25 protein-coding genes are annotated in these 21,577 nt (G+C 44.7%); 19 read left to right on the top strand and 6 right to left on the bottom strand.

The genetic code is table 11. The features are described 5' to 3' along the window. The first annotated feature begins 9 nt into the window (after window positions 1-9). The 6 genes from QNH15_RS22195 to QNH15_RS22170 all read left to right on the top strand — a co-directional run bounded on the left by QNH15_RS22195 (window position 10) and on the right by QNH15_RS22170 (window position 6,236). Window positions 10-1,284 carry an MFS transporter gene (locus QNH15_RS22195; RefSeq protein WP_283890630.1) on the top strand — a complete coding sequence of 425 codons (1,275 nt, stop codon included), beginning with the start codon at window positions 10-12 and terminating at the stop codon, window positions 1,282-1,284. 39 nt (window positions 1,285-1,323) lie between these two features. Further along, window positions 1,324-1,806: a ribose 5-phosphate isomerase B gene (gene rpiB / locus QNH15_RS22190; protein WP_283890629.1), complete on the top strand. Its 483-nt coding sequence runs from the start codon at window positions 1,324-1,326 to the stop codon at window positions 1,804-1,806. Beyond that, the gene (locus tag QNH15_RS22185; protein WP_283890628.1) at window positions 1,787-2,791 is read left to right on the top strand and encodes a dihydroxyacetone kinase subunit DhaK; all 1,005 of its coding nucleotides are present in this window, start codon (window positions 1,787-1,789) and stop codon (window positions 2,789-2,791) included. Before rpiB ends, QNH15_RS22185 begins: the two co-directional genes overlap by 20 nt. 12 nt (window positions 2,792-2,803) lie before the next feature. Continuing rightward, entirely contained in the window at window positions 2,804-3,454 is a 651-nt protein-coding gene (gene dhaL / locus QNH15_RS22180) for a dihydroxyacetone kinase subunit DhaL (protein ID WP_283890627.1), read from the top strand. A 90-nt stretch (window positions 3,455-3,544) separates the two neighbouring features. After that, entirely contained in the window at window positions 3,545-4,510 is a 966-nt protein-coding gene (gene glpX / locus QNH15_RS22175) for a class II fructose-bisphosphatase (RefSeq protein ID WP_283890626.1), read from the top strand. Between the two features lie 295 nt (window positions 4,511-4,805). Next, window positions 4,806-6,236 carry an amino acid permease gene (locus QNH15_RS22170; protein ID WP_283890624.1) on the top strand — a complete coding sequence of 477 codons (1,431 nt, stop codon included), beginning with the start codon at window positions 4,806-4,808 and terminating at the stop codon, window positions 6,234-6,236. 41 nt (window positions 6,237-6,277) lie between these two features. On the opposite strand, the gene QNH15_RS22165 is transcribed toward QNH15_RS22170, so the two are convergent. Next, window positions 6,278-8,044 (bottom strand): ABC transporter substrate-binding protein, encoded by a 1,767-nt coding sequence (locus QNH15_RS22165; protein ID WP_283890622.1) that lies wholly within the window; start codon window positions 8,042-8,044, stop codon window positions 6,278-6,280. A gap of 114 nt (window positions 8,045-8,158) precedes the next feature. Between QNH15_RS22165 and QNH15_RS22160 the strand changes: the two genes are divergently transcribed. The 3 genes from QNH15_RS22160 to QNH15_RS22150 all read left to right on the top strand — a co-directional run bounded on the left by QNH15_RS22160 (window position 8,159) and on the right by QNH15_RS22150 (window position 10,254). Next, window positions 8,159-9,427: an MDR family MFS transporter gene (locus QNH15_RS22160; RefSeq protein ID WP_283890620.1), complete on the top strand. Its 1,269-nt coding sequence runs from the start codon at window positions 8,159-8,161 to the stop codon at window positions 9,425-9,427. A 76-nt stretch (window positions 9,428-9,503) separates the two neighbouring features. After that, window positions 9,504-9,920 (top strand): MarR family winged helix-turn-helix transcriptional regulator, encoded by a 417-nt coding sequence (locus tag QNH15_RS22155; protein ID WP_283890618.1) that lies wholly within the window; start codon window positions 9,504-9,506, stop codon window positions 9,918-9,920. Then, window positions 9,904-10,254: a DUF3147 family protein gene (locus tag QNH15_RS22150; protein WP_061971749.1), complete on the top strand. Its 351-nt coding sequence runs from the start codon at window positions 9,904-9,906 to the stop codon at window positions 10,252-10,254. The genes QNH15_RS22155 and QNH15_RS22150 overlap by 17 nt, the downstream gene beginning before the upstream one ends. A 1-nt stretch (window position 10,255) precedes the next feature. Here QNH15_RS22150 and QNH15_RS22145 read toward each other — a convergent pair whose 3' ends face one another. Next, the gene (locus QNH15_RS22145; protein ID WP_283890614.1) at window positions 10,256-10,858 is read right to left on the bottom strand and encodes a flavin reductase family protein; all 603 of its coding nucleotides are present in this window, start codon (window positions 10,856-10,858) and stop codon (window positions 10,256-10,258) included. A 66-nt stretch (window positions 10,859-10,924) separates the two neighbouring features. Between QNH15_RS22145 and QNH15_RS22140 the strand changes: the two genes are divergently transcribed. From QNH15_RS22140 to QNH15_RS22120, 5 genes are all read left to right on the top strand, one after another. After that, the gene (locus QNH15_RS22140) at window positions 10,925-11,650 is read left to right on the top strand and encodes an ArsR/SmtB family transcription factor (protein ID WP_430667104.1); all 726 of its coding nucleotides are present in this window, start codon (window positions 10,925-10,927) and stop codon (window positions 11,648-11,650) included. Window position 11,651: 1 nt separating this feature from the next. After that, window positions 11,652-12,035: an MmcQ/YjbR family DNA-binding protein gene (locus QNH15_RS22135; protein ID WP_283890612.1), complete on the top strand. Its 384-nt coding sequence runs from the start codon at window positions 11,652-11,654 to the stop codon at window positions 12,033-12,035. Between the two features lie 23 nt (window positions 12,036-12,058). Next, window positions 12,059-13,429, top strand: a complete 1,371-nt coding sequence (locus QNH15_RS22130; RefSeq protein WP_283890611.1) for a dipeptidase — start codon at window positions 12,059-12,061, stop codon at window positions 13,427-13,429. 553 nt (window positions 13,430-13,982) lie between these two features. Beyond that, the gene (locus QNH15_RS22125) at window positions 13,983-14,336 is read left to right on the top strand and encodes an avidin-fold protein (protein ID WP_283890609.1); all 354 of its coding nucleotides are present in this window, start codon (window positions 13,983-13,985) and stop codon (window positions 14,334-14,336) included. A 104-nt stretch (window positions 14,337-14,440) separates the two neighbouring features. Further along, a complete protein-coding gene (locus QNH15_RS22120) occupies window positions 14,441-15,004 on the top strand; it encodes a DUF4825 domain-containing protein (protein ID WP_283890607.1) in 564 nt (187 codons plus the stop codon). A gap of 230 nt (window positions 15,005-15,234) precedes the next feature. On the opposite strand, the gene QNH15_RS22115 is transcribed toward QNH15_RS22120, so the two are convergent. Next, the gene (locus QNH15_RS22115; protein WP_061971759.1) at window positions 15,235-15,435 is read right to left on the bottom strand and encodes a hypothetical protein; all 201 of its coding nucleotides are present in this window, start codon (window positions 15,433-15,435) and stop codon (window positions 15,235-15,237) included. Window positions 15,436-15,639: 204 nt separating this feature from the next. Here QNH15_RS22115 and QNH15_RS22110 point away from each other — a divergent pair, with 204 nt between their 5' ends. Both QNH15_RS22110 and QNH15_RS22105 read left to right on the top strand, forming a co-directional pair. Continuing rightward, the gene (locus QNH15_RS22110) at window positions 15,640-16,203 is read left to right on the top strand and encodes a peptidoglycan-binding domain-containing protein (RefSeq protein WP_283890605.1); all 564 of its coding nucleotides are present in this window, start codon (window positions 15,640-15,642) and stop codon (window positions 16,201-16,203) included. 124 nt (window positions 16,204-16,327) lie between these two features. Next, window positions 16,328-17,530: an FtsW/RodA/SpoVE family cell cycle protein gene (locus QNH15_RS22105; protein ID WP_283890604.1), complete on the top strand. Its 1,203-nt coding sequence runs from the start codon at window positions 16,328-16,330 to the stop codon at window positions 17,528-17,530. A gap of 42 nt (window positions 17,531-17,572) precedes the next feature. Here QNH15_RS22105 and QNH15_RS22100 read toward each other — a convergent pair whose 3' ends face one another. Further along, the gene (locus QNH15_RS22100; protein WP_283890603.1) at window positions 17,573-18,097 is read right to left on the bottom strand and encodes a DUF2179 domain-containing protein; all 525 of its coding nucleotides are present in this window, start codon (window positions 18,095-18,097) and stop codon (window positions 17,573-17,575) included. A 247-nt stretch (window positions 18,098-18,344) separates the two neighbouring features. Between QNH15_RS22100 and QNH15_RS22095 the strand changes: the two genes are divergently transcribed. The 3 genes from QNH15_RS22095 to QNH15_RS22085 all read left to right on the top strand — a co-directional run bounded on the left by QNH15_RS22095 (window position 18,345) and on the right by QNH15_RS22085 (window position 20,059). After that, window positions 18,345-18,833 carry a VanZ family protein gene (locus tag QNH15_RS22095; RefSeq protein WP_283890602.1) on the top strand — a complete coding sequence of 163 codons (489 nt, stop codon included), beginning with the start codon at window positions 18,345-18,347 and terminating at the stop codon, window positions 18,831-18,833. Window positions 18,834-18,899: 66 nt separating this feature from the next. Next, complete coding sequence (locus tag QNH15_RS22090; protein WP_283890601.1) at window positions 18,900-19,697, top strand: SGNH/GDSL hydrolase family protein; 798 nt, start codon at window positions 18,900-18,902, stop codon at window positions 19,695-19,697. A gap of 230 nt (window positions 19,698-19,927) precedes the next feature. Next, window positions 19,928-20,059 carry a DUF3789 domain-containing protein gene (locus QNH15_RS22085; RefSeq protein WP_240482315.1) on the top strand — a complete coding sequence of 44 codons (132 nt, stop codon included), beginning with the start codon at window positions 19,928-19,930 and terminating at the stop codon, window positions 20,057-20,059. A 26-nt stretch (window positions 20,060-20,085) separates the two neighbouring features. Here QNH15_RS22085 and QNH15_RS22080 read toward each other — a convergent pair whose 3' ends face one another. Further along, window positions 20,086-20,517: a hypothetical protein gene (locus QNH15_RS22080; RefSeq protein ID WP_283890599.1), complete on the bottom strand. Its 432-nt coding sequence runs from the start codon at window positions 20,515-20,517 to the stop codon at window positions 20,086-20,088. 57 nt (window positions 20,518-20,574) lie between these two features. Beyond that, entirely contained in the window at window positions 20,575-21,288 is a 714-nt protein-coding gene (locus QNH15_RS22075; RefSeq protein WP_283890597.1) for a L,D-transpeptidase family protein, read from the bottom strand. Window positions 21,289-21,577: the final 289 nt, after the last annotated feature.

Below are 21,577 nucleotides of genomic sequence, written 5' to 3'. Positions count from 1 at the left end.
GGAAACAAAATGGACGGGCTATTAGGTAAATTGGGCATGGACCGGAAAATGGCTTTAGGTTATTTCGGCGTATTGATTTTTATGATGGGAGACGGCCTTGAACTGGGATGGCTTTCTTCTTACTTTACAGATCATGGGTTATCCGTGCAGCAGTCCGCGCTGGTCTTTAGTGTATATGGCTTTGCGGTAGCGATAGCGGCCTGGCTTTCCGGGGTTCTTGCGGAAGTGCTCGGTCCGAGAAAAGCGATGATGCTTGGGCTTTCCCTGTTTGTAGCCGGAACACTGGTTTTCCTTACGTTCGGAATCACCAGTATGAACCTGGCCATCATTCTACCAACCTATGCATTACGGGGGCTCGGCTATCCGCTTTTCGCCTATTCGTTCCTCGTATGGGTAACGTACTATGCGCCATCCGATAAGCTTGGAACAGCGGTGGGCTGGTTCTGGTTCGCCTTCAGCGGCGGATTGAACGTCCTTGGAGCCTACTATTCTAGCTTTGCGCTTCCCGTTTTGGGAGAAATGAAAACCCTTTGGAGTGCACTCATCTTCGTTCTGCTTGGTGCGACTGTTGCGATTTTCCTGAACAAGGACAAAAACCACAGCAAGAAATTTGAAAATAAAAGTGAAGCCTTCAAGTATCTTTTAAAAGGCGTAACCATTGCTTTTGAAAATCCGAAAATCGGTATGGGCGGAATCGTTCGAACCATCAACACATCAGCAGCTTATGGATTTGTGGTCTTTATGCCTGCATTCATGATGGACTTGGGCTTTACGCGTTCCGAATGGCTGCAGATCTATGGTTCACTGTGGACGAGCAACATCATTTTTAACCTGATATTCGGTATTGTAGGTGACAAGCTGGGCTGGAGAAACACGGTCATGTGGTTTGGCGGTGTGGGATGCGCGGTTTTCACAGCAGCATTCTATTATGTTCCGCTGGCGGCTGGTCCGAACTATTTTGTAGCTACCGCCGTTGCCGCATGCTATGGCGCTTGTCTTGCCGGCTTCGTTCCATTATCCGCACTCATTCCGTCACTTGCTCCGGAAAACCGCGGCGCAGCGATGTCCATCCTTAATCTTGGTGCAGGATTGAGTACCTTTGTAGGACCTGCAATTGTTGGGGCATTTATCGGATTGGTGGATACAGTGGGTGTGATCTGGATTTACACAGGCCTTTATTTGATCAGTGCCGTGCTGATGAAATTTGTCACCCTTTCCAAGAAAGAAGCAGAAGAAGCGGAAAGAGTTTCCCAGGAGGAATTTCAAAACGCACAAAAAGCGTAGTATTGATACATCAAAAATAGAGAGAAAGGGAGTTGCATAATGAGGATAGGATTGGGTTCTGACCATAATGCCTTTGATATGAAAGAAAGCGTAAAAAGCTATATAAAAGAATTGGGGCACGAAGTCATTGATTATGGCTGCCATTCATGCTCTGAGGTGGATTATCCGGAAGTGGCTTTTGAAGTCGGCCAGGACATTATGAAGAACAAGCTGGACCGTGGAATTTTATGCTGCGGCACTGGGATTGGTGTAGCCATCGCTGCAGGAAAAGTACCCGGCATCCGGGCAGCCCTTTGCCATGATACGTATTCAGCAGAACGGGCACAGTTAAGCAACAGCGCCCAGATTTTAACGATGGGAGCAAAAGTCATCGGTGTCGAAGTCGCCAAACAGGTGGTGAAAGTGTATCTTGAATCTCACTTCTCCGGGGGCAATTCTGGAAGAAAGGTACAGCAGATCACAGACAAGGAGCAAGAGTTTTTAAAAGGGGAGAGTGCACCGCATGAAAAAACTTATAAATAATCCAAACCGAGTCGTTGAAGAAATGATTGAAGGCTATGCTAAAGCTCACCCGCATCATGTCCGGGTACTGGAGGAAAACGGACGCTCGATTGTAACCGCCAAGGAAACAACAGAAGGAAAGGTCGGTGTTTTAATCGGGGGTGGATCCGGACACGAACCAGCTTTTATGGGCTATGTCGGTACCGGGATGGCAGACGGTGTTGCGGTTGGAAATATTTTCGCTTCACCACCGCCGGATCCGATTCTTGAAGCGACAAAGGCGATTGATAAAGGAGCGGGCGTCATCTACGTATATGGAAATTACGCAGGAGACCTCATGAACTTTGGCATGGCGGCTGAACTGGCTGAGCTTGAAGCGGACATCCAGGTCGGAAAAGTCATTGTAACGGATGACGTTGCTTCAGCTCCGAAAGAAGAAAAGGAAAAGCGCCGCGGCATTGCCGGAGAATTTTTTGTCACGAAGGTGGCAGGAGCCGCTTCTGAAAAGGGATACAGTCTGGAAGAAGTGGTTCGGGCAGCCAATAAAGCAAATGATCATACCCGTACGATGGGAGTCGGACTTTCACCTTGTTCACTTCCGCAAACGGGAAAACCGAGCTTTGAATTGGAAGAAAACGAGATGGAAATCGGCCTGGGGCATCATGGAGAACCAGGAGTGGAAAAGGGAGATCTCCAGCCTGCAGACCAGGTGGCGGATCGCCTCGTTCAGGATATTCTGGCTGATATGCCAATTGGCGAAGGAGAAAAAGTCGCTGTTCTTGTAAACGGCTTAGGATCGACCACCAAAATGGAACTTTATATTGTTTACCGAAGAGTTGAACAAATCTTAAACGAAAAGGGCATCACCATACATCGTTCTTTTGTGGGTGATTACAGTACTTCACTTGAAATGGGTGGATGTTCCGTTACCTTGATTAAGCTTGATGATGAACTAACAGAATTTGTAGATGCAGCGGCGGATTGTCCGATGTATGTTCAACGATAAGGAGGAGATCACATGTCTTTTTCAGCAAAAGAATTAAAAGCCTTTTTACAGAGTGTGGTTGAAACGATTGAGGAAAATAAAGACTACTTGTCCGAGCTTGACCGTAAGCTTGGTGATGGTGACCATGGTGTGACCATGTCCATTGGCTGGCAGGCCGTTCAGGAGAAATTGCATAATGAATGGAAGGATGAAGATGATTGCGGGAAAATCAGCATCTCCGCCGGCCGTACCTTCCTGAGTGCGGTTGGTTCAACCGTAGGTCCTCTTTATGCGACAGGGTTCCTGCGGGGAGGAAAGGAAGTCCAGGGCAAAAATGAGCTTACCGGAGAAGATCTTTACAACTTCTGGACCGCTTTTATTGAAGGAGTAAAGGAAAGAGGACAGGCGGAAGTGGGAGATAAAACGATGATCGACACGCTGCAGCCTGCACTGGATACGCTAAAACAGGAATATGCGCGTTCCGGCAGTTTTGCAGAGGCGTTTTCAAAAGCGGTTGCATCTTCAAAGGAAGGCATGGAATCGACGAAAGATCTTTTATCGAAAAAAGGAAGGTCCAGCCGTTTGGGAGAGCGTTCACTCGGCAATCAGGACCCTGGCGCCACTTCTTCGCACCTTATTTTAAAAGCATTTGAATCGGTAATGACATCCGTCCAGACGGCTTAATACGTAAAAAGCAAGAGGGCAGCTGAACTGAAAATTCGTCAGGAGGCCGCCCTCTTTTTCTATGTCCATAAAAAGGTGGGGAGGAATAGCATGAGCATGAAATTGGATAACAAAGAGGATATTCAGCAATTGGCGATGGATTTTCTCGCCGTTGCACAGGAAGCGGCCATCTCTTCGTATCCCTGGGTCGGCAAAGGAAAGAAAAATGAAGCTGATGGCGCTGGAACCGAAGCCATGCGTACAAGGATGGGATCTATTGCGATGGACGGGACCGTTGTGATTGGCGAAGGTGAATTGGACGAGGCACCGATGCTGTATATCGGTGAACGTGTGGGAACAGGCAGTGGCCCTATGGTAGACATTGCGGTCGATCCGGTGGAAGGAACAACCTTAATGTCAAAAGGACAGGATAATGCTTTGACGGTGATTGCCGTTGCCGAAAAAGAGCATTTGCTTCATGCGCCGGATATGTATATGAGAAAAATAGCAGTTGGTCCGAAAGCGAAAGGAAAGATAGATATTGAGGCACCATTAACGGAGAATATTCGCTCGGTCGCTCGTTCTCTTGGAAAAGACGTCAGTGAGGTTACGGTCATGATTCAAGACCGGAGCCGTCATCAATCCCTGATCCAAGAGGTGTTTGAGGCAGGAGCTAAGGTAAAACTCTTTTCGGACGGTGACGTTACTGGGGCGATCGCCACTGGAATTGAGGACATTGGTGTCGATCTGCTTGTAGGTACAGGCGGGGCGCCAGAGGGTGTCATCGCTGCAGCTGCTTTGCGAAGTCTTGGTGGAGATTTTCAGGCTCAGCTCGTTTGCCAGAATGAGGAGGAGTTCAATCGCTGTGTTGGAATGGGGTTGAGCGATCCAGATTGTATTTTACGGATGGATGATCTGGTGAGAAGTGACCGGTGTTTTTTTGTCGCGACAGGCATCACAGATGGCATCCTGCTGAACGGTGTTCGTAAAAAGGCAGATGGCTCTATGCTGACGCATTCATTCATCACCATCGGAGGACGAGGAAATAACTTTCAGTTTGTTGAAACCCGCCACTAGGGATGTGGCGGGTTGTTTTTTTGTGGTGGTGTGGGGATGTAAGGCGGGCAATTGCCCGGAAAAGTGGGAAAGTCGCCCGGAAATTCGACAAAGTTGGCTTCAAAAAATGAATTTACCGAGTACGGGTAAAGGAAAGAAGACCGTGTATTATCTTCAATATGATTGACGTATCTTTAGTTATCTGATATTCTACCATGGTAAAGCAATAAACTATCAAAAATGGTTTCTCAAGAGGCGCGGTGGTGAAACACCTTGCGTTTTTTTGCGTTCTCATATATACGGAAGGAAATGTTCAATGGATACAACGAAAAAATGGGGGTTTTGGCTGTTGGCCGCCTTCGTTATCGGAAATATGGTTGGATCGGGGATTTTTATGCTGCCGAGCACCCTGGCCCAGACCGCAAGTCCGCTGGGAGTAACGATTGCATGGCTTGTTACGGGCTTTGGCGTCATGATGATCGCTCTAATCTTCAGCAAACTGTCGATCCGTCGTCCCGATTTAACAGCGGGTCCGCAAAGCTATGCGAAAGCTTTGTTTCAATCAGAAAAGGCTGGAAACATAGCCAGCTTCAGCATGGTATGGGGCTATTGGGTTGCCAACTGGATCAGTAATGTGGCAATGGTAACAAGCTTTGCCGGCTACCTTTCCACGTTTTTGCCGATCATGAAAGCAGGGAACACGGTTTTCTCCATCGGTTCACAGAAAATTTCTCTGGGACATCTGATTACATTTGTGGTTTGTACGGTTTTACTTTGGGGCATTCACCTTATTTTAGTAAGCAGTATGAATGGAGCCGGAAAGTTGAACTTTATTGCGACAGCATCCAAGGTCGCCGGATTTGCGCTCTTTATTGTCGCAGCTGTTTTTGCGTTTCAATCCTCAAATTTTGGTCAGTTTTACACGCCGGTCACTGACAATGCGGGTGCTTCACATGGATTGTTCAGCCAGGTCCAAATGGCCGCGATTTCCACGCTCTGGGCGTTTATCGGGATCGAATCGGCGGTTGTTTTGTCCGGCCGTGCCAAGTCCCAGCATGATGTAAGCCGTGCAACAATCTTTGGGCTCATCGTGGCTCTTGTGATTTATATGGCCATCACACTTCTCATGATGGGTATTTTGCCGCAAGATGTGCTGAAGGCATCCGACAAACCGTTCGTTGATGCTCTTTCTGCCTTGATTGGAAGCGCAGGTGCAAACATCATGGCACTGCTCGCGCTTGTTTCCTTGTTTGGTGCAACGATCGGATGGATCCTATTGAGTTCTGAAGTTCCCTTTCAGGCAGCCAAAAAAGGGGTGTTTCCTTCCTATTTTGCAAAAGTCAATAGAAAAGGGAGCCCTGTCCGTTCCTTGACTGTAACGAATGCCATGTCACAACTATTAATTTTTTCAACCATCTCAGGAACCATCAGTCAGGCCTATACGTTCTTAACAACTGCCGCTACCCTCGCCTATTTGATTCCATATCTTGTATCAGCGGCGTTCTTCCTGAAGCTTACACTCAAAGGGGAAGCATTGGAGGGCATGAAAGTCAGCCGGTGGAAGGATGGATTAATTGCCATTATTGCTCTTGTCTATTCCATCTGGATCATCAAAACCGGGACCGCAGACTTGAGAACATTTGGCCTTGGCATTGGCTTGTTCCTTGCCGGTTTTATCATTTATCCCTTCATTACCAAAAAACCACGCCAGAAGAAGACGGTATCTTCTGTTTCGGCTGAACACTAAATGGATTACAAAAGACCAACCAAGAGAGGTTGGTCTTTTTTTCATTTTGTTTTGCTAATCTCAGGCTTCACCCACAGCTTTCTGAAATCGGTCCAGCCGAAGTCGTTCAGCCGGACACCCTTCAGCAAAGCAGGATAGTTCCATTCTTTTGCGATATGATACAGGTGAAGAAGTATCTTTTGTTCATAAAAATACGTTTCAATGCTGTCGATGATCTCTTCCCGTTTTTCATAGTCCTCTTCTTGTAAAAACTCCCCCAAGTAGCGATCAAGCACCTCGATTTGCTCAGGAGTTAAGAGGGACCGCATGCTTCGTTCCCCTTTCAAAAAGGAAAGAAAGCCATATTGGGCATCCCGTTCGAGCACTTCCCCCTTGGAGATCATTTCTCCATCATGCTGCTCGGTATCCAAGAGCGAATAGGGGGACAGATTAAGGTAAATTCCAACCTCGCGAAACCGATTTTGAATCCACTCCGCCTCTCGAAGTCCTTCACTCGTGTAATCCAAATACTTAAACGTAAGCACTTCTCCATTGTATGAGCTTTTCTTCAATAGCGAACGGGCCCGCGCGATTGAGGAGGGGGGAAATGATGATCGCTCACTGCGTTCTGGCCATAAGCTGCTGGCCGGACTCCCCCGTCGTCCGCCGAGTTCAGAAATGAGCCGGTTGGGGTCAATCAGCTCAGCAATTGCCTGGCGGAAATAAAGGTCATGATGCGGTCCTTCCCTTTGGAAGTTAAAGACGAGGTAGCGAGAGCCCGTATTGTTTACTTTCATATGCCGGTTCTTGGTTGTTCCACTTCCAGGCAGTTCATAATCGACAATCCGGTCAGGATTAAGTTCCACAAACCAAAGCTCAACACGATCTAGGAGCGGCCGGCCATTAAAATGGTTATCAAAGGCTTCAAGTACAAATACGCGATCGTTATATTCCGTCACATTAAATGGGCCTGTTCCAATCAGTTCTCTCCCTGTCATGATAGGGACGTCTTGAGGAAGGATGGCCGCGTTGAAGGAACTGAGATAATGAAGAAAGAACACATTTGGCCGTTTTAATCTCATCGTAATTCCGTATTCATGAAAAGCTTCAATCGATTGAAGCTCAGAAAAAAGGTGGCGAAACGGTGATTGAACATCTGGGTCCTTTAATCGTTCCAGTGAGTATTTGACATCTTGTGAGTTGAGGTTTCTGCCATGGTGAAACCTCACGCTTTTTCGCAAGAAGAACGTCCACTCCGTATATTCTGAATTTACTTCCCAGTGATGGGCAAGGTGAGGTTCGAAAGTTTCGGTGACCGAATTGTAGTTGATCAGTGTATCAAAGATCTGGCGGACAAAGTGGGCTTCGGCTGCTGTGTAGGAAAAGGCAGGATCCAGGGCAGCGAGAGGCCGCCTCATCGGGATTTTAAGCAAATCCACGGAACTGGACACGGTTTGCTTCACCTGAAGGCCAAAGTTGTTCTGCATTTGCATCTGCAGTTTTTGAGCGAGATGTTCCGGCATAAGGGGACGTTTAATAAACTCCGCTGCTTCTGCAATCTGGTTTTTTGCGAGAAGTTTTGAAAAATAAGCTTCTGCAGCTTCCTCCAGATCGTAATGAAAATGCACCTTCGATCGGTTGCCCCGTCCTTTACCTGGAACCCAGGTGAGCCATCTTTCTTCGCCCATCCGTTTTAACAGCAGATTGACGTTTCGTTTCGTGCAATAAAACAAGGATTCCAGCTGGCTGACAGTGACTTCTGCGGGTTGATCATCTTTATGCTCGGGGTGCTGAAGATGAAGGGTAATGTAGTAATCGAGGATTTCCATGCTGGCTACCTCCCTAAAAGGTGAAATTCTTTTTTGAATTTTACACTTTTTCTGCGCCTTTTACTAGAGGAAAATAAACAGCAGATAAAGGGATTGGTAAAAGGAGGGAAATGCATGTTTAAGAATTTGCATCCGAATATTAAAATCAGAATCATTACTTCGTTTATGACCCGAGTGGTAGGGACGATGATCTTTCCGTTCATGGCGATCTACCTCTCGGATAAGCTTGGCCAGGCGCTGGCAGGAATTATCCTGCTGATCAATGTGTTCGTCTCGATCCTGGTAGGGTTTTACGGCGGATATGTGTCGGACCGGGCAGGACGGAAAAAGGTGATGGTGATTGGACAGCTGTTCACTGTCATAGCCTTTTTGTTTATGACAGCGGCCAATTCACCATGGTTTGATTCCGCTTGGGTTACCTCGTTTATGATGCTCATCCAAAGTATTAGCTCCGGGTTGATGAACCCGGCAGCTGAAGCGATGCTGATTGACGTGAGTACAAAGGAAAATCGGAAATTTATGTACAGCATCAATTATTGGGCAGTGAACCTGTCGATCGCGCTCGGTTCCATTGTCGGTGGCTTTTTGTTCAAGTCCCACCGTTTCGAACTGTTTATCGCTATCACGGCGGTAAGCATCATCACACTATATCTTGTTGCTTATGTAATGAAGGAGTCTTTCACCCAGACAGTTACTGTCACTGAAAAAATCAATGTATTTAAGGACATGGCAGCAAATTATCAAACAGTCATGAAGGATCGATTGTTTTTATGGTTCTGTATTGCTTCAACCTTGATCGTAGGTATTGAGTTTCAAATGGGTAATTATATCTCTGTCCGGCTGGAAGAAGAGTTTGTATCACACAGTGTATCGCTGGGCGATATGTTCTCGTATCACCTTGACGGGTTACGAATGATCAGCTGGCTTCGGACATTCAACACCGTGCTCGTCGTTTCAGGTACCATATTAGTTACCAGATGGATGCGAAAGTATTCTGACCATAAAGTGATCTATACAGGATTTTGGATGTACACCGCAGGCTATGCGGTACTTGGATACAGCAACTCTGCCATCCTGCTGGTGGTTTGCATTTTCATCGCAACCATCGGTGAACTCATGTATGTGCCGGTTAAACAATCGATCATGGCTGATATCGTGAATGATGATGCGCGGAGCTCGTATATGGCTGTACAGGGACTAACCTTCCAGGTGGCGAAAATTCTAGGTGCAGCCGGAATCACGATCGGTTCCTTTGTTCCCTCATGGGGAATGGCGCTTGCCTATCTTGTATCTGGCATGCTCGGAATCTACTGCTTTACTAAAGTCACAGGACCATTGAACAAGGGAATAAAAAAAGCAGCCAAAAAAGCAGCTGCTATCTAAAAAAGAGGGGCTATAAAGCGCCTCTTTCTTGCAAGAATTTATATCGTATTGTACGATATAAAATGAGGTGAACAAAATGAATGTTGAGTTTTTAAATAAATGCTGGACGGATTTGTATTATTTTCTCCATTACAGACACGAGGAAAAATTGACCCACCAGAACGTGCGCTGCATGCAGGCGGTCAAAAAGAAGACAAAAGCTTCCGTCGCCGATCTTGCAGAAGTGCTTGGGGTTACACACCACTCTGCCTCTGAGCATGTAAAGCGGCTGATGGAAAAAGGATATCTCCAAAAGGAACGGTCACCCGAAGATAAAAGATCGGTATATGTAAAACTGACAGAAGCGGGGGAAGAAGTACTCAAACGAAACTCTGAATTAGATGAACAAAAACTGAAAAAAGTACTGGATCGCTTAAGCGAGGAGGAACAGCAGAGTGTAATGGCTGTTTTTCAGAAACTGAGAGAGGAGGCCAGGAATGTATACAATCGTTAAAATTACCGTTTCCGCTCTCGTCATTGGTGTCATTACGGCATTAGCCAAACATTCACCCCGTTTTGGAGGAATCCTTGCCGCCTTGCCGCTTGTCAGCCTGCTCAGTCTTTTTTGGCTCTACACACAGGGCGAGCGGGGTGACCACTTAAGCCAGTTTTTATATGGCGTGCTTTATGGACTGCCGAGCACTATTGTTTTAATTTTTATTGTAGCCCTTTCTTTAAAGCATTCGCTCCCGTTCTTATTATCAGTTGTACTTGGTGTCGGTGGCTGGGGATTGTGCCTGCTCCTGCAAAAATTCCTTCTATCGGGTGTTCTGTTAAACTTCCGCTAGGTTATGTTTCTGAACGATAAGTTTTGCCAAGCTCTTCTGCAAGGCCATAGTAGTGCCGGAAATTATAGATTAAAGGATTCCATTTGGCAGGATCGACATGGTTTTCTCCTTTTACTATGTTTGAATGGGCATGAACATGAACGGATTCCGTCTCTACGACAGCAAAGAATGGTGAATATTCCGGGATACGAATATGCATTACTTTAGCTTCAATCTGCAAGGGGCATTCCGGAATTCGATCAGGTTTAACGCTGATGGATGAAAACGATGAGAAGCCAGCAACCGCAAATTTGTCTTTTTTGTAGGTAAACCCTAAGTTCTGTTTAAAGTCTGGGACTGGATCAGTTCCCGTATAAGGAGCTAGCATCTCGACTTGCTTCCAGAGCGAAGCATCAGGAATGTTTAACACACATTCAGGAGTGCGTTTCAGATTTTCAAAGGCTTTTCCGCCAAGTCCAATTCCTAAAACAATACTACTTCCAAGCGCCCATGACGATGAGATCGGGCTGATATTGGTGGTGTGGTCCTCATTTAAGGTGGTAAGGAGGATGACCGGTGTACCGTAGTAGAGGATTTTTGGTGTAATTGTTTGGATATTTTTCATAGGTTCTGCCCCTTTTCTTTATTTGTATTTATTGTAGTGCAGGAATTTTTCGATGTTCATCGAAGTATGGATGCAAAAGGAGGAGATGATCAATTGGCACAATCCAATGTGGCGGAAATCGCATCGATCGTAAGTGAATCGTCGCGTGCTGCCATGCTGACGGCCTTGATGGATGGAAGGTTTCATACAGCTAGTGAACTAGCGTATAGGGCAGGTATAAAACCACAGACCGCCAGCTTTCACCTGTCTAAAATGCAAGAGGCTGGTGTGATTGCACTAGAAAAGCAAGGGCGGCACCGTTATTACGGTATCCTTAATGAAGAGGTCGCAAAGGTGATGGAATCACTGCTTTTCATAGCGCCGCCTGTAAAAATAAAATCGTTAAAACAGTCCTCTCAGGATAAGGCGATTCGCTATGCGAGAACGTGCTATGACCACCTTGCTGGAAATGTTGGCGTTCAGCTGACAGATGCGTTGCTTAAAGCTGGATTTCTTGAAGAAGAAAAAGAGAATTTCATCGTACCGGAAGAAGGTGTTCGTTTTTTTGGTGAAATGGGTATTGATCTCGAAAGGATAAGAAAGAAGCGCCGCTCCTTCTCTTTCCGGTGCCTGGATTGGAGTGAACGGCGCCATCATCTTGCTGGATCATTAGGAAATGCTCTGTTGGAACGGTTTCTGGAGCTCGGATGGATGCAGCGGGTTCCACACAATCGAGCGGTGAAAATTACGGAAGCTGGGATAACAGGATTGAAGAGAACATTTGGAATAGATCTTTCATCGGAGGAAAAATAAAATGTCTGTCCATAAAAAGGTCCAATCAGAATCAGGACTGAGAATGCTTGAAAACGTTCGTGAAATCTGTACTCTATTTCCAGAAACAGTGGAGCATATCGATGGCTTTGGTCATACATCGTTCAGGGTGAAGGATAAACCTTTCATCATTATGGGAGAGAACGAACACGGAACCTCCCTGGCGATAAAGACACTGCCTGAAACACAGGAAATCCTTTTGCAGGAGGAGCGGTTCTTCAGGCCGGCCTATATCGGTCATCATGGCTGGACCTCGATTTACAATTCGGAAGAGATAAATTGGGAAGAAATTAGAGGTCTTATCTATGAAGCCTATTGCCGCACAGCACCCAAACGGCTGATCAAAATGATACTTGAAGACCATTAAATAAAGGAAAGGAAGTACATAACATGAATGAAAAAATAGAAGATTACCTGCTGAACAACAGAGATACCCATTTGAGCCAATTAAAAGATTTTTTGGCGATCCCGAGTATCTCCACCCTGCCCGAACATAAAGGTGACATTGAAAAAGCTGCAGAATGGATGGCCGAGTCCTTAAAGAGATTGGGAATGGATAACGTTAAAGTCTATGAAACGAAAGGGCACCCGGTCGTCTATGGAGATTGGATGAAAGCGGAAGGCAAGCCAACCGTGCTAATTTATGGCCATTATGATGTACAGCCGGTAGATCCTGTGGAACTCTGGCACAGCCCCCCTTTTTCTGCGGAAATTCGTGATGAAAAGATTTATGCCCGTGGAGCGAGTGACGACAAAGGACAGACCTTTATGCATTTGAAAGCACTGGAGGCCATTCTTGAAACGACAGGCACATTGCCGCTTAACTTCAAATTCTGTATTGAAGGAGAAGAAGAAATGGGAAGCCCGAATCTTCCTGCGTTTGCAGAAGCACATAAAGATCTGTTGGAGGCTGACCTTGTGGTTGTCTCCGATACAGGAATGATTGAAAAAGGAAAACCATCGATCACTTACGGGCTAAGGGGCTTATGCGGACTTCAAATCGATGTCAGGGGACCGAAAGGCGACATCCATTCCGGACTTTATGGCGGGGGAGTACAAAATCCAATACATGCCCTTGTGCAAATTGTAGATTCCTTCCGCAGCGAGGACGGTCACATTCTTGTGAATGGCTTTTATGACGATGTTTTAGCAGCTACCGAACAGGAGAAAGAGGAATTTGCCTCGCTGGCGTTTAATGAGGAGGGGGTAAAACAGGAACTTGGGGTCAATGAACTGGCTGGAGAGAAAGGATATTCCTACCTTGAGCAGACCTGGACACGGCCGACTCTTGAAGTGAATGGCATCTATGGCGGATATCAAGGCGGCGGTCTGAAAACCGTATTGCCTTCCTCTGCACATGCAAAGATCTCGTGCCGCCTGGTGCCCAATCAGGATCCTGGCAAAATAGTGGAGGTGCTCAAGCAGCATATCATTCAACACCTTCCTGCCGGTGTGGACGTGGAATTAACACCATTTGACCAGGGCTATCCTTTTTTAACACCGATTGATCATCCTTATGTCCAAGCCGCCGGAGCTGCTTATGAACAAGTGTATGATGTCAAAACAACCTATATCAGAAGTGGAGGTTCAATTCCGATTGTAGCGACTTTTACACAACTGTTTAATTTGCCGGTTGTCTTAATGGGGTTCGGCCTGCCGAGTGAAAATTTCCATGCACCAAATGAGCATTTTCATTTAGAGAACTTTGATAAGGGTCTGCGTGTGCTGTGCCATTATTGGAACGATCTAGCCAAAATGTAATAATAAATTCCGGATTGCCCTTGTTGTTTAGACAGCAAGGGTTTTTTGTGCTGTTCATGTACAAGCAGGGGTAGTGAAAACTGAATAGTTTAGTAGCAGGAGGTGACAGTTGTGATGAAAAAGGGATGTAATTGTTCAGGGCGTAAGCCTCAAGATAATCGTAAGCCCATTAACAAAATCAAATTTGGACAACAGAAAGGAAGCTGCAATGGCTGCTCAAGATCCAACAAGCCGGTGCAGTTCTTGTAAAAGTGCTAGAAAAAACATGATGTCGATTATTTTCCGGGAAATATGCTGGCTTATGTCGTTTATTTCTATGGAATGGCGGATACACATAAGTACAGGCGATAAGAAAATAGAAGTAGACAATTCCTGCACGATAATCTGACAAGGATTTTTCTAGAAGTGTCATAATCTAAGCATAAGAGGTTTATCAATAAAATTTACGGTTAGAAAATGTAACGGATTTCTATTTTTTATAGCCATAATTCCGTATAGTTGCATAAAGATAAGTACTACAAGCCTGAGAATAAAAGGAGAGGCGTGTAAACCAATGGCTACCTATCACAATAAAAAGTTTGTGTCTGTGCCGGTACACGATGCGGATTCACCTATTTTTTTCACCTGCATTCAGGAAGGGTTGATTGTACGTGCCACTTATACAGGGGAGGAAATCCAATGCGGGAGGTTTGTTGGTATGGTAAACCAGCACGGAGAACTGCATTTTACGTACCATCACGTAAATACTAAAAATGAACTGCGGAGCGGTGAAGGCAGACTGTTTCCAGAACGTCTTTCAGATGGCTCCTTGAAATTATCAGGAAGCTGGCAGGGAATGAATGGCTGGACCATGGAAAGTATGCTATGTTATTCCCAAACCGCAAGAAAACTGAAAACAAGTGTTTAAGGTCCCACGGTGCTTTTGCACCGTTTTCTTTTGTTTGTCGAAACCAACTGGGAATGTATGGTATGTTTATACGAGGCATTGTACATATATCAAGGAGGGAGCAGATGGAGAAGAAGACAATTGGACTTTTGTTCATAATCGTGGTGCTTCTGTTGTTTTCCGGTTGCTCAAACGGAAAACAAGCCAAAATCAAGACCATAAATCATGTGGATACAGGAGTTCTTCGAAAAAGTGCAGGTACGTATGTTGGTGACGCTTCAAAGGATAGGGAGATCATCAGACACCTCGCAGGCGGAGAAACGCTTAAAACAATTGATCTCACCGGCCAATCGATGAAAATAATTTATGGACATAAAGAGGGTGGCGTTTTTTCAGAGGAAGAGATTAATGAGTACTGGTTTAATGGAAAAGACAGAGCGTTGAAAAACTTTTACTTTAACGGAATTTACTTAACGCTGCTTGTTCCCAATGCAAAGGGCTACAGCCTTCAGGTAAATGAATCTCGTCTTTCTCTTTCCCGAGATAAAATGGTGTCTGTTCTGTCCAGGCATTTTTCTGACTTTCCCCAGGGTGAAAAAAGTTGGGACAAGAAAGCTGTGTCACATTTCATACATACAAATGAATCGAAAATAAAAGAAATGGCGGTTCATTATAAACAATACTTCTAGAAAACGAAGGGGTTGTCCAAGAAGTCTGAAAGCCGTTGATTTTCGTTCCAGGTCGCTCGCTTTCCGCGGGGCGTCCGGTGAGCCTCTTGACGCTAGCATCTGCGGGAGTCTCACCTGTCACGCTAGTCCCGCAGGAGTCTCGCACCTTCCACTACAATCAACTTTTCATGGAAGCTCAAAAACGGGCTGCCTGAAGGTCAATTTTTGACTTTCAGGACAGCCCTTCGTTTTTATCTGAAGATATCGTACGACACAGTACCGCTTTTAATTGTGAGTGATTTTAATTTTTGGTTGGCTTCCGGATTGGCCTTCAGTTCGGTCATAAACTTGTCATACGCTTCCTGCACAGAGGAGACAGTGTATACTGCCCGTTGACGTTTGTTCTCGGTTGCAGCCTCTACCAGAAAGAGTTCAAAGGTATCTTTGTTCAACAATCGCACCCCCATAACGTTATGGTTATAACATTCTTCAACTCTTTACAGACTCCTGCATGTTACGAAAAAGTAAAATTTCTATTTAAAAAGGAATTAGTGGGTATTTTTTACTTTTTTGTTATTAATAGGTTTCGCTGTCCTGCTGTTAGGTAACTGGTAAGTGAAACACTATTTTAAGATAAAAAATGGGAGGTCGATGAATTGAATTTGAAGAAAACCTTTGTTTGTTTAACGGCAGCTGGAACTTTGGCGATGCAGGGAGTGGTGCCCCTTGCCGCGCATGCTGAAAGCTCGCAAAAATCAGAAGTTGTTCAACAAGGAAAACCATATCCTGGCCATTTGATTAAAAGGGGAGACAGTGGAAAAGATGTTCGGACGGTTCAAAACCAGCTGGATAAAAAAGGATTCCCAATCTATGTGGATGGCATCTTTGGAAAAATGACAGAGAAGAAAGTAAAGATGTTCCAAGCCCGTTCAGCACTTACCATTGATGGCATCGTTGGCAAGAAAACATGGACCGTGCTGAATGTGGATCTCTTTCCGTATCCGGGTCATCTCATCAAACAGGGAGATAAAGGTGTGGATGTGAAACGAATCCAGGCCCGACTGAACGAAGCGGAAATTGATGTTTCCATTGACGGCATGTTCGGTCCGAAAACAAAAATGGCAGTAGAAAAGTTCCAAAAGAAATTTGGACTGCAGGTGGATGGCATTGTAGGGCCGGAAACATGGGATATCCTCTTTAATTATGCAGATAATATTTAAAGATAGTAAGGTAAAAAGACAGCGCCGAACGCTGTCTTTTTTTGTTTCATACAAAAGATTTTGTCGCAAACTTTTACACCCTTGTGGTTCCAATATATAGTAGAATATAATCGGGTGATAGATTATGCTAAAAAAACTATTAAGAAATGTAGATTACAGTTTGGTTATTGCCACGATTGGACTGGGTGTATTCGGCCTAGTCATGATCTACAGCAGCAGTTATTGGATAGCTTTTCATTATGATCTTGAAGCGGACTATTTTTTTAAACGTCAGTTGATTTTTATACTCGCGGGTATGCTCGTATTTTGCTTTGCATTAATTTTTCCTTATAAAGCCTATATGAAGCTGACCAAACCGCTGATTCTGGTAACCACCTCTTTGCTGGTTCTGGTGTTCTTACTAGGAAAAGTGGTAAATAATGCTCAGTCTTGGATCAGCCTTGGCGGTTTCAACCTGCAGCCGGCTGAAGTGGCCAAATTGTCGATTATTATTTATTTGTCTTCTGCTCTTGCAAAAAAACAGTCGTATATCTCCGACTTTAACCGGGCAGTTGCGCCACCGTTGGTTGTAGTCGCTTTGATTGCTTGCCTTATTCTCATGCAGCCTGATTTTGGGTCCATGCTGATTCTGGTTTCAATCGCCGCATGCATCCTGATTTGTGCAAAATTGCGTTTTCGGCATCTGCTGTTTCTTTCCTTATCTTCCATCATCTTAATGACGGTATTCTTTATGTTTGTTGCGAGTGATGAACAAATCTCCCGTTTTAAAGGAGCATATGCGCCTTTTGAGCATCAGAAAGAAGGATATCAGCTGATCAATTCGTATGTCGCCATTTCTGCGGGTGGGATGGATGGCGTTGGCCTTGGCAATGGGATTACGAAATATGGGTATTTGCCAGAGGGGCAAACGGATTTTATTATCGCAAATGTCTCCGAAGAGTTTGGGTTTGCAGGTGTACTTGCTGCCCTCACCGGTTTATTTTATCTTGTGATCAGAGGGTTTATTATTGGCTTAAGAAGCAAGGATACGTTCGGCCGCCTTCTGGCCTTTGGGATTTCAAGCATGATTGGTGTACAATCCTTCATAAATTTAGGAGCGGCTACAGGACTTTTGCCGGTAACCGGTGTTCCGCTGCCTTTCTTGAGTTATGGAGGATCTTCGCTTCTTGTTTTGATGTTTTCGATGGGCGTTCTGACCAATGTATCTGGTTTTGTGAACATGAAAAGTAAGTCAGCAGACGAACAGCCTGTTCCTGATGCCAAGCCGGTCAACTATTCCTCTGCAAGCACAGTTGTTTCCTTTCAAAAAAAGAAACCGGCTCACTAAAAAGAGACACCACCTGTCCCATTGGCAGGCTGTGTCTCTTTTTTATCTTTGCTTCTTTTTCATGCTTTTTGTTAAATATCCGCCTTTAAAGCTTCGAATCTCAAAGGAGACAAGAAAGGCTTTTGGCGCCAGTTCATTGACAATTTGCAGAAGTTCCTTCTCCCTGCTGCGCTTCGAAAGTACGTCAAGCCGGAACCGGGCATTGTCTTCTCGCCCTTCGCCCTGATACACCGTTACACCAAACCCTTCTGCACGAAGCCGGTTTACCAGTTTCTCAGAACGATCCAGCAAATTTATTTGATGGGTTACATAACCGATGGCTAATTTATTTTCCAGCACACCGCCAAGCATAAGGCCAGCTCCAAAGCCGATCGCATAAGCGATAATGTTCCAAATGTTCGACATATCTTGAAACACGATACCGAGTGAGAGTACATTAATCGCTGCTTCTACTACTCCAATTACACTGGCCTTTCGCGTTTCTCCTTTAACAAGAAGTATGGTCCGGAGAGTCACGATGGGGAGAAGGGATAACTGCATCAGAAAGATAATTAACGGCTGCCACATATGGGGATCCTCCTTCTATCGTTGATTTATCGTGACAGTGTAACACAGCTTCGTATATATTCCTATTCGGGAGTCTGTGTTTTTAATTGCTCGTCTATTGCCACGCATTTGTGTTTATATTTAACCTTAATGATGAGCAGCAAAACGCTATATCAAAATGAAAGCGATTCCAACATAAAAATAATACAAAGTATCTTGCTTTAATAGTAGAATTGAAAAAGAATTCTATAGAAAGTCTGGTGTTTGGATGAAACGGTTCATATGGTATTGGCTGCCAGTCCTGCTTGTCGCTGGCGGAATCTTTTATTCGTCAGCCACTCCTTATAAACAACAGGATATGAGGCCGACCCTCTCTCAATTTTTGAATCATGAAAAGATAGCCAGTATTTTTTCTTCGGTATCTTTTCAGTATGCGGGCAGCGAAGTAAGTGTAGAAGCGTTGGGAGCTGCTGGATTTGTAGAGTTTTTTATCCGCAAATGTGCTCATTTCTCTGTGTATTTCTTGCTTGGATTTCTGCTATTCAGGGTTCTCCGTTTTTATTTCTCAAAAGGAAAAACGGCATTGTTTTCCTTTGTTCTAACTGTCGCCTATGCCGCGTCTGATGAAATTCATCAGCATTTCACTTCTGGGCGTTCTCCACACGTGGAAGATGTGATGATTGATGCTTGCGGGGGAACGGTGGGCATTCTTATTGCTTTCCTGTTATACAGACGGTATTTCAGAAGTAACCCGTAATAAGGGTTCATGATCAGCCGCCATCAGCCGATACTATCAGTGAGTAAAAGAAGGCGGTGGCTTGTTATGAAAAAGAAAAAAGTATTATATGTTTTGATTTTTATTATTTGCCTGGGAAGTCTCGGGTACGGAAATATCCAATACAAACTGAAGCTGGAAGATAAAGCAGAGGCTGCGAAAAAGGATCTGGAGGATCAATGCGCAGGCAGCAAGGAAAGGAAAGAGAGTAGCACAATGCCTGATGTCAGTGCACTGACCAAGAATCTTCCGGAAAATGCTCAAGAGGTCATTGCGGAAAGATGGAAGGCTGGAGAAACCGTGAAGGTGGGAGCGATCGGCTCAGAAACCACCTCGGGGGAAGATAGCTGGGGTACGCTTTTTCAGCAGAAACTGCAAGCGGCGTATGGCAAAGAACACATAGAGTTTTTACCAAAAGGGTTTAAAAATGAATGGTCCATTACGGTCATTAAAGATAAAAAGTATCAGCCGTTGCTGGACCAACGTCTGGATGTGCTGTTGATTGAGCCTTTCTTGCTCAATGACAACGGAAAAATTAACATAAGGGATACCCTGGCAAGTCTGGATATCCTGCTGGCTGATGTAAAAAGAGCAAATCCTGAAACCGTTGTTTTACTGCAGCCGCCCAATCCGATTTATAAGCCCCGCTTTTATCTTGATCAGGTGAACCAGCTAAAGCGATATGCAAATGAAAAGGGAATGGCATATATCAATCACTGGTCTGCCTGGCCGGATCAGGAATCAGAAGAGCTGAAGATGTATGTGAATACAGAGAATCATCAGCCAACAAAAAAGGGTGAGCAGTTGTGGGCTGACGATTTGGCCGACCTGTTTACAGGAAAGTAAAAAAACTCCCGGGAATGAACGGTTTACTGTTGCTGACAGTTCACTATAAGGCCGGGAGTTTTTTTGCGGGATTTGCTTTTTCTTGTCGTGATTTTCAGTGAGCGGTCCCATAGGCTTCGACAGCTTATTAATGGGAGACGTTCTATGATAAAAGGGTATAGCTTGGCCAATCAACCCTAAAGTTTCCTTTTGAGGACGAAAACTTTAGAAAAGATGGTATTGGAGGGTCAATGATGCTCATGTTTATCGCTGGATGCTTTGTCGGATCCATCCTGACTGTCTTTATCATGAGTCTGTTGTTTGTATCCAAACGTTCAGATGAAATGAGCGATAGACAGCACAGGAACAAAGAAGAAAAATAAAAAGGTGTACTGCACCTTTTTATTATCTATTGGGACTGCCTTTTCTTAATCTCTTTTAGAGCCACCAATTTCAGGGCTTTCATTTCTTTGGCGGACAGCTTCTCCTCTAACGTTGCTTCCATTTCACGTCTTTCATCTTGGGAGACGCCATCCAGTGCTTTATTTTTCATCTCTTTTAACTGATCCAGACCAACCTTGTTAATCACCGTTTTCATCGCTTTCTCCTTGGTGTGAAACGGGAGGTCCTTTTCCTCTGCAAGCGAATTAAGATCTTTGCCATCTTCCACGTATTGTTCAATGGCGGGATCATCCATCAATTTGTCGATATCCTTGTTGTCCACGATTTGTGTTGAAACTTCATTCACCAGCTTGTTGGCTCCGTAGGTCACAAGAGCTTTATAGCCGAAGTATCCAATGCCGCCAATTAACAGGACAAACACAAGTACCCACTTCATCATAGAAATTGCCCCCAGGCTTTTTGTCTACCAGGATTTTTATAGCTTCCTGACGGTTTATCAGTACATTTCCTTCATCTGCTTTTCAGTCCCCTGGATAAATACCGGTTTTTTTGAGGGATCCATCCATCGAAGCAGCTGTAGCACGTTTTCTTTGGAAGTAGCCGTACAGCCTGCTGTTGGTTTGTCGGAGGCTCTCCATACATGAAAGAAAATGGCGCTTCCGTCACCTTTGACGATAGGATCCATATTGTATTCAATAACGGCACCATAATGGTACAGAGGCTCCAGCTGCATTCTCTCAAATGACTTCCATCGTTTGTTAGGGTCTCCTTTGTAAACGATCCATTTGTTATAATCCTTGGACGTTACATCGTCCACCCAATAGTCGTACTGATCGGTTTTCGTGTACTTGAGGGTGATTCCTGAAGGCTTTTTGACGGTTCCAAAGCTTCGCCCAATATCATAGATACCGGCAGGAGATTTGCCATCACCTTCTTTTTTGGCAGGGCTGATTCCATTTTTGCCGATTACGGCCGGCATGGAATATTTCTTGACCCATTTTTTCTTCACATATTCATACGCTGTAATTTTGCCTGTAAATTCATCTGCTTTATCTGCTGTAACAAAAACGATTTGTTTGGCTTTCTTTTCTTTATAAACCTTATTGAGCAGTTTCTTTTGGTGAGAGGGTATGGAACTGGCATAAGCGGGTGTAAACACACTAAACACGAGGATACCTAAAACGAGAAAACTGAGAACTTTTTTCATCATTCATTCCTTTCTTAAACTGTTTTTCTTTTATTATACAATTTCTTCTATATCAGGAAAGCTCGTGCTCTGTTTTTAAGCAAAAGAACCTAGTAATCTTACAGAGAATGTGTATTTTTTACTAGATGGAAAAGTAGAGGGCAAAAGGGTGTATGCGTCTGTATCGAATCAAACCAATCTTTTGACCTTTATTTAACAAAAAGATACGCAAATATTCTTATGTTCTGAAAGAAGATTATACACGTATAATTAGAGAGTTAGGGAGAAATGACGAATCTTAGGGGGGAAAAGC

The organism is Fictibacillus enclensis (genome assembly GCF_030123385.1).
GTDB lineage: Bacteria > Bacillota > Bacilli > Bacillales > Fictibacillaceae > Fictibacillus_C > Fictibacillus_C enclensis.
This window is presented reverse-complemented; position numbering and strand designations above follow the sequence as displayed.